Origin of the sequence: Klebsiella sp. C239, from assembly GCF_048822715.1 — a bacterium.
Classification (GTDB): Bacteria; Pseudomonadota; Gammaproteobacteria; order Enterobacterales; family Enterobacteriaceae; genus Klebsiella; species Klebsiella quasipneumoniae.
Genome location: NZ_JBMEZK010000002.1, coordinates 605,196 through 617,835, shown reverse-complemented (window position 1 = coordinate 617,835; position 12,640 = coordinate 605,196). Strand labels below are relative to the sequence as shown.

Annotated in this window: 11 protein-coding genes; 6 read left to right on the top strand and 5 right to left on the bottom strand. The window is 60.1% G+C overall.

From position 1 onward, the window contains the following. Positions 1-9: 9 nt before the first annotated feature. Positions 10-1,173 carry a 1,3-propanediol dehydrogenase gene (gene dhaT / locus ACOI6Z_RS08195; protein WP_065812755.1) on the bottom strand — a complete coding sequence of 388 codons (1,164 nt, stop codon included), beginning with the start codon at positions 1,171-1,173 and terminating at the stop codon, positions 10-12. 21 nt (positions 1,174-1,194) lie between these two features. Next, positions 1,195-1,623, bottom strand: coding sequence for a GlcG/HbpS family heme-binding protein (locus tag ACOI6Z_RS08190; protein WP_023291060.1), 429 nt, complete (start codon positions 1,621-1,623; stop codon positions 1,195-1,197). Between the two features lie 415 nt (positions 1,624-2,038). On the opposite strand from ACOI6Z_RS08190, the gene ACOI6Z_RS08185 reads away from it, so the two are divergent. Genes ACOI6Z_RS08185 through ACOI6Z_RS08165 form a run of 5 tightly spaced genes read left to right on the top strand, consistent with a single transcriptional unit; the run spans position 2,039 to position 7,424 of the window. Continuing rightward, positions 2,039-3,706, top strand: a complete 1,668-nt coding sequence (locus tag ACOI6Z_RS08185) for a propanediol/glycerol family dehydratase large subunit (protein WP_065812754.1) — start codon at positions 2,039-2,041, stop codon at positions 3,704-3,706. Between the two features lie 12 nt (positions 3,707-3,718). After that, positions 3,719-4,303 carry a propanediol/glycerol family dehydratase medium subunit gene (locus ACOI6Z_RS08180; RefSeq protein ID WP_050533722.1) on the top strand — a complete coding sequence of 195 codons (585 nt, stop codon included), beginning with the start codon at positions 3,719-3,721 and terminating at the stop codon, positions 4,301-4,303. 2 nt (positions 4,304-4,305) lie between these two features. After that, on the top strand, positions 4,306-4,731 hold the full coding sequence (locus tag ACOI6Z_RS08175) for a glycerol dehydratase small subunit DhaB3 (RefSeq protein ID WP_065812753.1): 426 nt from the start codon (positions 4,306-4,308) through the stop codon (positions 4,729-4,731). A gap of 12 nt (positions 4,732-4,743) precedes the next feature. Beyond that, on the top strand, positions 4,744-6,567 hold the full coding sequence (locus tag ACOI6Z_RS08170; protein WP_060590413.1) for a diol dehydratase reactivase subunit alpha: 1,824 nt from the start codon (positions 4,744-4,746) through the stop codon (positions 6,565-6,567). 53 nt (positions 6,568-6,620) lie between these two features. Next, the gene (locus ACOI6Z_RS08165) at positions 6,621-7,424 is read left to right on the top strand and encodes an MIP/aquaporin family protein (RefSeq protein WP_130952677.1); all 804 of its coding nucleotides are present in this window, start codon (positions 6,621-6,623) and stop codon (positions 7,422-7,424) included. A gap of 68 nt (positions 7,425-7,492) precedes the next feature. On the opposite strand, the gene hdeB is transcribed toward ACOI6Z_RS08165, so the two are convergent. Then, positions 7,493-7,798, bottom strand: coding sequence for an acid-activated periplasmic chaperone HdeB (gene hdeB, locus ACOI6Z_RS08160; protein ID WP_023291054.1), 306 nt, complete (start codon positions 7,796-7,798; stop codon positions 7,493-7,495). Between the two features lie 26 nt (positions 7,799-7,824). Further along, a complete protein-coding gene (locus ACOI6Z_RS08155) occupies positions 7,825-8,400 on the bottom strand; it encodes an HdeD family acid-resistance protein (protein ID WP_064155339.1) in 576 nt (191 codons plus the stop codon). Positions 8,401-8,640: 240 nt separating this feature from the next. On the opposite strand from ACOI6Z_RS08155, the gene ACOI6Z_RS08150 reads away from it, so the two are divergent. Further along, entirely contained in the window at positions 8,641-9,303 is a 663-nt protein-coding gene (locus ACOI6Z_RS08150; RefSeq protein ID WP_072096602.1) for a YfdX family protein, read from the top strand. Between the two features lie 90 nt (positions 9,304-9,393). On the opposite strand, the gene ACOI6Z_RS08145 is transcribed toward ACOI6Z_RS08150, so the two are convergent. After that, positions 9,394-12,636 carry an ATP-binding protein gene (locus ACOI6Z_RS08145; RefSeq protein ID WP_420687177.1) on the bottom strand — a complete coding sequence of 1,081 codons (3,243 nt, stop codon included), beginning with the start codon at positions 12,634-12,636 and terminating at the stop codon, positions 9,394-9,396. Between the last annotated feature and the right edge of the window lie 4 nt (positions 12,637-12,640).

The window sequence follows — 12,640 nt, the reverse complement described above, 5'->3', positions numbered from 1 at the left end:
CGTTAACACTCAGAATGCCTGGCGGAAAATCGCGGCAATCTCCTGCTCGTTGCCCTTACGCGGGTTCGAGAACGCGTTGCCGTCTTTCAGGGCCATCTCCGCCATGTACGGGAAGTCGGCCTCTTTCACCCCCAGATCGCGCAGATGCTGCGGAATCCCGATATCCATCGACAGACGCGCGATGGCGGCGATAGCTTTTTCCGCCGCGTCGAGGGTCGACAGTCCGGCGATATTTTCGCCCATCAGTTCGGCGATATCGGCGAATTTTTCCGGGTTGGCTATCAGGTTATAGCGAGCCACGTGCGGCAGCAGGACGGCGTTGGCCACGCCGTGCGGCATGTCGTACAGCCCGCCCAGCTGATGCGCCATGGCGTGCACATAACCGAGGTTGGCGTTATTGAAGGCCATCCCGGCCAGCAGAGAGGCGTAGGCCATGTTTTCCCGCGCCTGAAGATTGCTGCCGAGGGCGACGGCCTGGCGCAGGTTGCGGGCGATGAGGCGGATCGCCTGCATGGCGGCGGCGTCAGTCACCGGGTTGGCGTCTTTAGAGATATAGGCCTCTACGGCGTGGGTCAGGGCATCCATCCCGGTCGCCGCGGTCAGGGCGGCCGGTTTGCCGATCATCAGCAGCGGATCGTTGATGGAGACCGACGGCAGGTTGCGCCAGCTGACGATCACAAACTTCACTTTGGTTTGGGTGTTGGTCAGGACGCAGTGGCGGGTGACCTCGCTGGCGGTGCCGGCGGTGGTGTTGACCGCGACGATGGGCGGCAGCGGGTTGGTCAGGGTCTCAATCCCGGCATACTGATAAAGATCGCCCTCATGGGTGGCGGCGATGCCGATGCCTTTGCCGCAGTCGTGCGGGCTGCCGCCGCCCACGGTGACGATAAGGTCGCACTGCTCGCGGCGAAACACGGCGAGACCGTCGCGCACGTTGGTGTCTTTCGGGTTCGACTCGACGCCGTCAAAGATCGCCACCTCGATACCGGCCTCTCGCAGATAATGCAGAGTTTTATCCACCGCGCCATCTTTTATCGCCCGCAGGCCTTTGTCGGTAACCAGCAGGGCTTTTTTACCCCCCAGCAGCTTGCAGCGTTCACCGACCACGGAAATAGCGTTGGGACCAAAAAAGTTAACGTTTGGCACCAGATAATCAAACATACGATAGCTCATAATATACCTTCTCGCTTCAGGTTATAATGCGGAAAAACAATCCAGGGCGCACTGGGCTAATAATTGATCCTGCTCGACCGTACCGCCGCTAACGCCGACGGCACCAATTACCTGCTGATTTAAAATAACCGGCAGGCCGCCGCCAAAAATAATGATTCGCTGTTGATTGGTCAGCTGCAGACCATACAGAGATTGTCCGGGCTGGACCGCTGGCGTAATTTCATGGGTGCCTTGTTTCAGGCTGCAGGCGCTCCAGGCTTTATTCAGCGAAATATCGCAACTGGAGACAAAGGCTTCGTCCATCCGCTGGACAAGCAGCGTGTTGCCGCCGCGGTCAACCACGGAAAATACCACCGCTACGTTGATCTCATTAGCTTTTTTCTCCACTGCTGCCGCCATTTTCTGGGCGGCGGCCAGGGTGATAGTCTGAATGTGTTGGCTCTTGTTCATGATTATCTCCCGCGCCAGGGTAATGCTGACGCGAATAGTCAGTAGGGGGCGAAAGTAAAAAAACTATCGCCACGCGGTTGGCTTAATTTATTTTTCTCAGCGTTATTTTGTCGCCCGCCATGATTTAGTCAACAGGTCTAAAAAGGCTTCGGAAAAACGCGGTGGCGGGCTTTTTTTATTAATTGATTTATATCAATGCTGGCGATCACATTTTTTATTTTAGCCGTCGCGGCGGGGTTTCATAGTGAAACTGTTTGCCGATTTAACGTGCCAGATTGAAACAAAATTAATTTTATTTTTTTCACCAGTGGCTCCTTTAAAGTTCCGCTATTGCCGGTAATGGCCGGGCGGGCAGCGACGCTGGCCCGGCGTGTTCGCTACCGTCTGCGGATTTCACCTTTTGAGCCCATGAACAATGAAAAGATCAAAACGATTTGCAGTACTGGCCCAGCGCCCCGTCAATCAGGACGGGCTGATTGGCGAGTGGCCTGAAGAGGGACTGATCGCCATGGAAAGCCCCTTTGACCCGGTCTCGTCGGTCAAAGTGGAAAACGGTCGGATCGTCGAGCTGGACGGCAAGCGCCGGGACCAGTTTGACATGATCGACCGGTTTATCGCCGACTACGCGATCAACATTGAGCGCACGGAGCAGGCGATGCGTCTGAAGGCGCTGGAGATAGCCCGCATGCTGGTGGATATCCACGTCAGCCGGGAGGAGATCATCGCCATCACCACCGCCATCACGCCGGCCAAAGCGGTTGAAGTCATGGCGCAGATGAACGTGGTGGAGATGATGATGGCGCTGCAAAAGATGCGCGCCCGCCGAACGCCCTCCAACCAGTGCCATGTCACCAACCTGAAGGATAATCCGGTGCAGATTGCCGCCGACGCCGCCGAGGCCGGGATCCGCGGTTTCTCCGAGCAGGAGACCACGGTCGGTATCGCGCGCTATGCCCCGTTCAACGCCCTGGCGCTGCTGGTCGGCTCGCAGTGCGGCCGCCCCGGCGTGTTGACGCAATGCTCGGTGGAAGAGGCCACCGAGCTGGAGCTGGGCATGCGTGGCTTAACCAGTTACGCCGAGACGGTGTCAGTCTACGGCACCGAGGCGGTATTTACCGACGGCGATGACACCCCATGGTCAAAGGCGTTCCTCGCCTCGGCCTACGCCTCCCGGGGGCTGAAAATGCGCTACACCTCCGGCACCGGCTCCGAAGCGCTGATGGGCTATTCGGAGAGCAAGTCGATGCTCTACCTCGAATCGCGTTGCATCTTCATTACCAAAGGCGCCGGGGTGCAGGGTCTACAGAACGGGGCGGTGAGCTGCATCGGCATGACCGGCGCCGTGCCCTCGGGCATTCGGGCGGTGCTGGCGGAAAATCTGATCGCCTCCATGCTCGACCTCGAAGTGGCCTCGGCCAACGACCAGACCTTCTCCCACTCGGATATCCGCCGCACCGCGCGCACCCTGATGCAGATGCTGCCGGGCACCGACTTTATTTTCTCCGGCTACAGCGCGGTGCCGAACTACGACAACATGTTCGCCGGCTCGAACTTCGATGCGGAAGATTTTGATGATTACAACATCCTGCAGCGCGACCTGATGGTTGACGGTGGACTGCGTCCAGTGACCGAGGCGGAAACCATCGCCATTCGCCAGAAAGCGGCGCGGGCGATCCAGGCGGTCTTTCGCGAGCTGGGGCTGCCGCCGATCGCCGACGAGGAGGTGGAGGCCGCCACCTACGCGCACGGCAGCAACGAGATGCCGCCGCGTAACGTGGTGGAGGACCTGAGCGCGGTGGAAGAGATGATGAAGCGCAATATTACCGGCCTCGATATTGTCGGCGCGCTGAGCCGCAGCGGCTTTGAGGATATCGCCAGCAATATTCTCAATATGCTGCGCCAGCGGGTCACCGGCGATTACCTGCAGACCTCGGCCATTCTCGATCGACAGTTCGAGGTGGTGAGCGCGGTCAACGACATCAATGACTATCAGGGGCCGGGCACCGGCTATCGCATCTCCGCCGAACGCTGGGCTGAGATCAAAAATATTCCGGGCGTGGTCCAGCCCGACACCATTGAATAAGGCGGTATTCCTGTGCAACAGACAACCCAAATTCAGCCCTCTTTTACCCTGAAAACCCGCGAGGGCGGGGCGGCTTCTGCCGAGGAACGCGCCGATGAAGTGGTGATCGGCGTCGGCCCCGCCTTCGATAAACACCAGCATCACACCCTGATCGATATGCCCCATGGCGCGATCCTTAAAGAGCTGATTGCCGGGGTGGAGGAAGAGGGACTTCACGCCCGAGTGGTGCGCATTTTGCGCACGTCCGACGTCTCCTTTATGGCCTGGGATGCGGCGAACCTGAGCGGCTCGGGGATCGGCATCGGTATCCAGTCGAAGGGGACCACGGTCATCCATCAGCGCGATCTGCTGCCGCTCAGCAACCTGGAGCTGTTCTCCCAGGCGCCGCTGCTGACGCTGGAGACCTACCGGCAGATTGGCAAAAACGCCGCGCGCTATGCGCGCAACGAGTCACCTTCACCGGTGCCGGTGGTGAACGACCAGATGGTGCGGCCGAAATTTATGGCCAAAGCCGCCCTGTTTCATATCAAAGAGACCAAACATGTGGTGCAGGACGCCGAGCCCGTCACCCTGCACGTCGACTTAGTAAGGGAGTGACCATGAGCGAGAAAACCATGCGCGTGCTGGATTATCCGTTAGCCACCCGCTGCCCGGAGCATATCCTGACGCCCACCGGCAAACCATTGACCGACATCACCCTCGAGAAAGTGCTCTCTGGCGAGGTGGGCCCGCAGGATGTGCGGATCTCCCGGCAAACCCTTGAGTACCAGGCGCAGATTGCCGAGCAGATGCAGCGCCATGCGGTGGCGCGCAATTTTCGCCGCGCGGCGGAGCTTATCGCCATCCCTGACGAGCGCATTCTGGCTATCTATAACGCGCTGCGCCCGTTCCGCTCCTCGCTGGCGGAGCTGCTGGCGATCGCCGACGAGCTGGAGCACACCTGGCATGCGACGGTGAATGCCGCCTTTGTCCGGGAGGCGGCGGAAGTGTATCAGCAGCGGCATAAGCTGCGTAAAGGAAGCTAAGCGGAGGTCAGCATGCCGTTAATAGCCGGGATTGATATCGGCAACGCCACCACCGAGGTGGCGCTGGCGTCCGACGACCCGCAGGCGAGGACGTTTGTTGCCAGCGGGATCGTCGCGACGACGGGCATGAAAGGGACGCGGGACAATATCGCCGGGACCCTCGCCGCGCTGGAGCAGGCTCTGGCGAAAACGCCATGGTCAATGCGCGATGTGTCTCGCATCTATCTTAACGAAGCCGCGCCGGTCATTGGCGATGTGGCGATGGAGACCATCACCGAGACCATTATCACCGAGTCAACCATGATCGGTCATAACCCGCAGACCCCGGGCGGGGTGGGCGTCGGCGTGGGGACGACCATCGCCCTCGGCCGGCTGGCGACGCTGCCGGCGGCGCAGTATGCCGAGGGGTGGATCGCGCTGATTGACGACGCTGTCGATTTCCTTGACGCCGTGTGGTGGCTCAATGAGGCGATCGACCGCGGGATCAACGTGGTGGCGGCGATCCTCAAAAAGGACGACGGCGTGCTGGTGAACAACCGCCTGCGCAAAACCCTGCCGGTGGTGGATGAAGTGACGCTCCTGGAGCACGTGCCCGAGGGGGTGATGGCGGCGGTGGAGGTGGCCGCGCCGGGGCAGGTGGTGCGGATCCTGTCGAATCCCTACGGCATCGCCACCTTCTTTGGGCTGAGCCCGGAGGAGACCCAGGCCATCGTCCCCATCGCCCGCGCGCTGATTGGCAACCGCTCAGCGGTGGTGCTCAAGACCCCCCAGGGCGATGTGCAGTCGCGGGTGATCCCGGCGGGCAAGATCTACATCAGCGGCGAAAAGCGCCGTGGAGAAGCCGATGTCGCCGAGGGCGCGGAGGCGATCATGCAGGCGATAAGCGCCTGCGCTCCGGTACGCGACATCCGCGGCGAACCGGGCACCCACGCCGGCGGCATGCTCGAGCGGGTGCGCAAGGTGATGGCGTCCCTGACCGGCCATGAGATGAGCGCGATCTACATCCAGGATCTGCTGGCGGTGGATACATTTGTTCCGCGCAAGGTGCAGGGCGGGATGGCTGGGGAGTGCGCCATGGAGAATGCCGTCGGGATAGCGGCGATGGTGAAATCGGATCGTCTGCAGATGCAGGTTATCGCCCGCGAGCTGAGCGCCCGACTCCAGACTGAGGTGGTCGTGGGCGGCGTTGAAGCCAACATGGCCATCGCCGGGGCGTTAACCACGCCGGGCTGTGCGGCGCCGCTGGCGATCCTCGACCTCGGCGCCGGTTCGACGGATGCGGCGATCGTCAGCGCGGAGGGGCAGATCGCCGCGGTGCATCTCGCCGGGGCGGGAAATATGGTCAGCCTGCTGATTAAAACCGAGCTGGGTCTCGAGGATCTTTCGCAGGCGGAAGCGATAAAAAAATACCCGCTGGCCAAAGTGGAAAGCCTGTTCAGTATCCGCCACGAGAATGGCGCAGTGGAGTTCTTCCGGGAAGCCCTCAGCCCGGCGGTGTTCGCCAAAGTGGTGTACATCAAGGAGGGCGAACTGGTGCCGATCGATAACGCCAGCCCGCTGGAAAAAATTCGTCTTGTGCGCCGCCAGGCGAAGGAGAAAGTGTTTGTTACCAACTGTCTGCGCGCGCTGCGCCAGGTCTCCCCCGGCGGTTCCATTCGCGATATCGCCTTTGTGGTGCTGGTGGGCGGCTCATCGCTGGATTTTGAAATCCCGCAGCTGATCACCGACGCCCTGTCGCACTACGGCGTGGTCGCCGGGCAGGGCAACATTCGGGGAACAGAAGGGCCGCGCAATGCGGTCGCCACCGGGCTGGTGCTGGCCGGACATGCCGATTAAGCCGGCGCTCGCGCCAGCCTCTCTCTATAACGTGCTATTTCAGGATGCCAATGATGAACCAGACTTCTAGCTTAACCGGGCAGTGCGTGGCCGAGTTTCTTGGCACCGGACTGCTCATTTTCTTCGGCGCGGGCTGTGTCGCTGCGCTGCGGGTCGCCGGAGCCAGCTTTGGCCAGTGGGAAATCAGTATTATCTGGGGCCTCGGCGTCGCCATGGCCATCTATCTGACGGCTGGCGTCTCCGGCGCGCACCTTAATCCGGCCGTCACCATTGCCCTGTGGCTGTTCGCCTGTTTTGAACGCCGTAAAGTACTGCCGTTTATTGTCGCCCAGACGGCCGGGGCATTCTGCGCCGCCGCCCTGGTGTACGTGCTCTATCGTCAGCTGTTTCTCGATCTTGAACAGAGCCAGCATATCGTTCGCGGTACCGTCGCCAGCCTTAACCTGGCCGGGGTCTTTTCCACCTACCCGCATCCGCATATCACCTTTTGGCAGGCGTTTGCCGTAGAGACCACCATCACGGCGATCCTGATGGCGATGATCATGGCTCTGACCGACGACGGCAATGGCATCCCGCGCGGGCCGCTGGCACCGTTGCTGATTGGCTTGCTGATCGCCGTGATCGGCGCGTCGATGGGGCCGCTAACCGGCTTTGCGCTGAATCCGGCGCGTGATTTTGGCCCTAAACTGTTTACCAGTCTGGCCGGCTGGGGCGCGATGGCCTTTACCGGCGGGCAGTCGATACCCTACTTTTGGGTGCCGCTGCTGGCGCCGGTGGTGGGGGCGATTATGGGAGCGTTTTTATACCGCAAGCTTATCGGCCACCATCTGCCGTGCGAATGCGCTAGCGATGAGTGAGACGGGGCCCGCCGCATCACGGCGGGCAACGAGGTTAACTTCCCCCGGCGAGTCGCCGGGGATCAGGGTTATTTCTTGATGACCGCATTGAGCTCGCCGAGTTTGGCGGCGGGGTTCTTGTGGCACTGCTGCAACATTTTCGGCACCGAAACGGTCTCGACTTCATGCCAGTCGACGTAGTCCCCGCCGCTGAAGTCGGTGTTGCGGTTCACCACCCAGAAGGCCACCGGGGTCATGCTTTTTGGGTTCATATCCATAAACTCCTGACAGGTCATATTCTGCGGTGTGGTTTCCAGAACCGCGAACGCCGGGCTGGTCATCAGACAGAATGTGGTGGCCGCTACGGTCAGTACGAGTGCTTTAGGCAAATTCATTTTCTTCTCCAGTGACAAAATAGGGCTTAAGCCTGGGCGTGCTTCATTTTATTGCGCAGGACCAGCAAGCCGATGGCGCTAAATATCATTTCAACGCCGATAAAGGCGGTAATAAATATCCAGCTTTGCTGCGGATTCATGGCCAGCCACAGACAGGCGATAAGTAAATCCAACAGGCCGATAAAAATATTCCAGCCGGCGCCGCTTTGTTTTCGGGTTTGACATCCGTTGACGATGCGGGAAATACCGCCGAGAACAAATAAAAAGCCGAATAAGAGGGCCAGGCTGCTCATGCCGTTAAGAGGATTAACGACAAAGCTCAGGCCGAGCACGATCCAGGCGATGGCGAAGATCAGCGCCACCAGGCGTGATTTCCAGTGCTGCTGGCGGAAGACGATCAGGCTGTACAGTGAGTAGAAGCCGCAGATCATCAACAACATGCCGGTCACCGTGGCGAGATACCAGCCGGCGACCAGCGGCCAGGCCAGGCAACAGGCCCCGCAGATAAACAGCAGCGCGGCCATCAAGCCGGCATGCCGTTTATATCGAATCAAGACGCGTGGGTTAAACGCATTTAAGGTGTAATGGCTAAACATAAACATAATTGCTCCGCAGATCCCGGTTGCCGGCCTGACGCTGAATAAAATGCGTCATGCTTTATTCAGCGGGCCAAAAGAAAGGTCTGAGGAAAATAGTAGGCCGCGCTATCGGCAGGCGTAAATAAGAGCGCTGAGGTGACTTTATACGCCTTGTCTGACAGCTGTCAGACAAGGCCCGCAATATTCCTTCCGGGCTCTGATTCTCAATGCCCATGATATTTTTTAAGCTGGCTGCGTTTGGTGATGCTTACCGATTTTAATCAGGAGTTAACGATGAAAAAAGTCATTCTGGCGAGCCTGCTGGCAACCATGATGGGTACCTCTCCGGTGTGGGCAGCAGATAGCGCGACGGCAGCGCCAGCCGCGGCAGCCACAGCGCAGGTGCAGAAAGAAGCCGCCGATGTGCTGCAGGTGGCAGTGCAGGGCGCGAACGCGATGCGCGACGTCCAGTTCGCCCGTCTGGCGCTGTTCCATGGCCAGCCGGATAGCGCGAAAAAACTGACTGACGACGCCGCCGCGCTGCTGGCCGCCGATGACGCCAGCTGGGCGAAGTTTGTGAAAACCGATGCTAAAGCCAAAATGATCGCCGATCGCTATGTGGTCATTAACGCCTCTATCGCTCTGTCTGAAGACTATGTAGCCACGCCGGAAAAAGAGAGTGCCATTAAATCCGCTAACGAAAAACTGGCGAAAGGCGATCAGAAAGGGGCTATCGATACCCTCCGTCTGGCCGGTATTGGCGTAATTGAGAACCAGTATCTGATGCCGCTCAACCAGACCCGTAAGGCGGTGGCGCAGGCGCAAGACCTGCTGAAAGCTGGAAAATATTACGAAGCGAATCTGGTGCTGAAAGGCGCTGAAGAGGGCATCGTGGTGGACAGCGAGATGCTGGTGGCAGGCAACTGATACCTGTTCCACCCTGAGAGAGCGCAGAGGGAGAAACTGACAAGGATGTCCCCTTAACGGTCGGGCAGGCGGACTGCCCGACCGGAACGGCTAGCGACCGATCAGGGCGTCGATTTCGCCATCGATCTCGCGCATGACGCCGGTGATGCGCTGTACCACCTCCAGACAGCTTGCCGGCGTTAGCGAGTCAGGCCGCTTCGCCTCAAAAGGGGCGCACAGCGCTTGCAGCGCAGTAATCCCCAGAATTTGCGCTGAACCGTGCAGACGGTGCAGCGCTCGCAGAAAGATCTGCGGCTTATGCCGGGCGATTGCCTGTCCGGCAGCCTGTAAATCCGCGGCCGACGCATCGCGGAACGTCTCCAGCATCTCAGTCATCAGCGCCTGGTCTCCCCCGGTATTTTCGGTCAGCACGCTGAGCCGCAGGTGTCGGGTGACGTTTGGCGATGCGTGGCCCACCGCTAAACGGCTGAGCTCGTGGCTCAGCGTCTGAACCGACACCGGCTTAAACAGACACATATTCATGCCGCTGGCCAGACAGGCCTCCCGCGACTGCGGCAGCGCGCTGGCGGTCACCCCCCAAATCATCAGGTCCGGGTAGCGCCGACGTAGCGACGCCGCCAGCGCCAGGCCATCTTTCTTCGGCATATTGAGGTCCGTGATCAGCAGATCGTAATGTTTGCCAGCGAGCTTATTCTCCGCCTCTTCACCGTCGCAGGCTTCATCGACGCTATAGCCGATAGTGCTGAGCTGGCGCTTGAGCAGCAGCCGGTTGGTGGGATGGTCGTCGGCTATCAATATCGACAGCCCGGGCAAGGCCTGCTGCCTGGCCGGCAACACCTTCGGCGCGCGAACGGCGCAGCGACTCACCTTGACTGGCAGGGTGATGGTGAAGGTGGTCCCCACGCCAGGATGGCTAACCATCTCCAGTCGGCCCTGCATGAGTGCGACCAGCTCCTGGCAAATGACCAGACCCAGGCCGGAACCGGTCTGTTTGCGCCCCTGGCGCGCCTGCGCATAACGGTGAAAGAGAGTGGTCTGCTCTTCTTCACCGATCCCGCAGCCGCTGTCGCTAATGATGAGGGTCAGCTCCCCCTGCGTCTCATCCGCTTGCGTCAGCCGGCAGTCGACCTGAATCGCGCCCTCGGTGGTAAACTTCAGCGCATTGCCGATGAGATTATTGAGGATTTGCCGCAGCGCCTGCGGGTCGATCCACAGCATGGTCCCTTCCTGTAGCGCGTTATGGTCGTGGAGCGCGATCCCCTTTTGCTGCGCCAGCGCGCCGAAGGTGTGACACTGCTGCGACACGACCTGTGCGACATCGCTCCACTGCGGGGTGATCTGGTATTTTCCCGACTCAATCTTGTCGATATCGAGAATATTACCGATCAGCCCCAGCAGGGTTTGCGCCGTCGACCCCGCCAGCTCGATCGCCTCTTTACGCTGACCGACGTTCAGCTCCGGTTTCGCCAGCAGTTCCAGAAAGCCGACGATGGCGCTCACCGGCGTGCGCAGCTCGTGGCTCATGCTGGCCAGAAAGCGACTCTTGGCTTTTGTCGCCTGAATCGCTTTGTCTTTTTCCCGCTCCAGGGCGCAGGAGAGGGCCTCCTTCTGCGCCAGCTCCTCCTCCAGCCGCTGCTGAGAGTCTTTACGTTTGCGCACTTCCCGGCACAGGGAGAGTCCCCACCCGAGGCTGATGGCGATCAGCACCAGCGCGAAGGCGATCAGCTGGTAAAACTGGCGGCTGTACTGGCTCCAGTTCTCTATTTGCTGGCTGGAAATTTTCGACCACTTCTCGGTCATCTGCAGAATATCCCGCGGCGGAATGGCCTGCAGCGCTTTGCTGAGGATGGCGGCCAGCACCGGCTCATCGCGCGGGATCGCCAGCCGAATGGCGGCGACCGGGAGTCCGTCGATGCGGGCGTAGTGCAGACCCTGTGGATAATAGTGGTCGATCATATAGCGGGCGGAAAGCTCCGACGCTACCGCGGCATCCACCTCGCCTTCCTCCACCATCTTCATCGCGACGCCAACGTTATCCGTCTCCACCCAGTCAACCTGTGGAAAGCGCGCTTTCAGGTCGTGGGCGGCGATTGGCCCCACTGGCAGGGCGATCCGCGCCGGGCGGGCCAGCAGATGTGGGTCGGGGGCGCTGCCGCGGGCGACCAGCACAAAAGCGACGTTAATCAGCGGGTCGCTGAGGGTGACGTAGGCCTGCGGCTGTGGGGTCAGGGTCGCGGCGGGCATGATCGCCCAGTCCTCTTTTTCCATCCGCTTTGCCAGATCCTGACGGTTGCGCACCAGGATGGGGTCAAACTGCAGCCCGGTCTGTAGCGAGAAAATATTCAGCATATCGGCCATAATGCCGCGCAGCTCGTCCTCGTCATCCACCAGAGTAAAAGGCGGAAAGTAGGGGTTGACCAGCAGGCGGACGCGACGATGCTTCTGTAGCCAGCGCTGCTCTTCGGCGCTAAAGGATAGCGGCGTATTGAGAAATGACAGATCGCCGCGGTTGAGCCAGTTTTGCATGATCCGCATCGCGGTATCGCTGTCGATAGCGTGGATAAAATGGTCAAGGAGCTGGTGCAGCGCCGGTCGATCCTCGCGGGTGACAAAGCGGTTGTGCTGCTCCTGCTGACGAAAATAGTGCGCGATGACCAGCGATTGCGAGAAATATTTCGAGATGCAGTGGCCGGTGGTGATGTTGTTGCCGATGAAATACTGATTCTCGCCGCTGACCACCGAGGCGAGAGCCTGATAGTCGCTATCGTAAAGGGTGATTTTGGCGTTGGGAAACGCCTGCTGAATGATATCGAAAAAGGCGCAATCGCGGGTGCAGGCCAGCGTGACGCGGCGGTCGGTGGTCAGCGGCGGCAGGGGGGATTTTAGCGAGGTGACCAGCGTCGGCCAGGTTTTGATCAGCGGTGCGGTGTGCGTCAGTCCCGGGGCGAGCGCATCCCGGTGCGCCACCTGAGTGAGCAGGGTATCCACCTGGCGGTCGGCCAGGGCGGCCAGCGCCTGCTGCTCGGTGTCATATTGGCGGATAACCACCTTCAACCCGAGGCTGTGCGCCATTAGCGCCAGATAGTCGGCGTTAATCCCCTGATAGCTCTCCTCGTCGCTGTCGTAGACGATAGGCGTCATCTCAGGCAGCCAGGTGCCGACGGTCAGCGTCGGCCGGGCGGCCAGCCAGACCTTTTCCGTATCGTTAAGCGGAATGTCGATTGCCGCAATGTGGGCATGGCTTTTCAGCTCCAGTTGCTTCATGGCAAACGCGGCGGGGGAGTGGCTTAGCGCCAGTCCGACAATCAGGGATAAAATAAGACGAACAACCATGGCA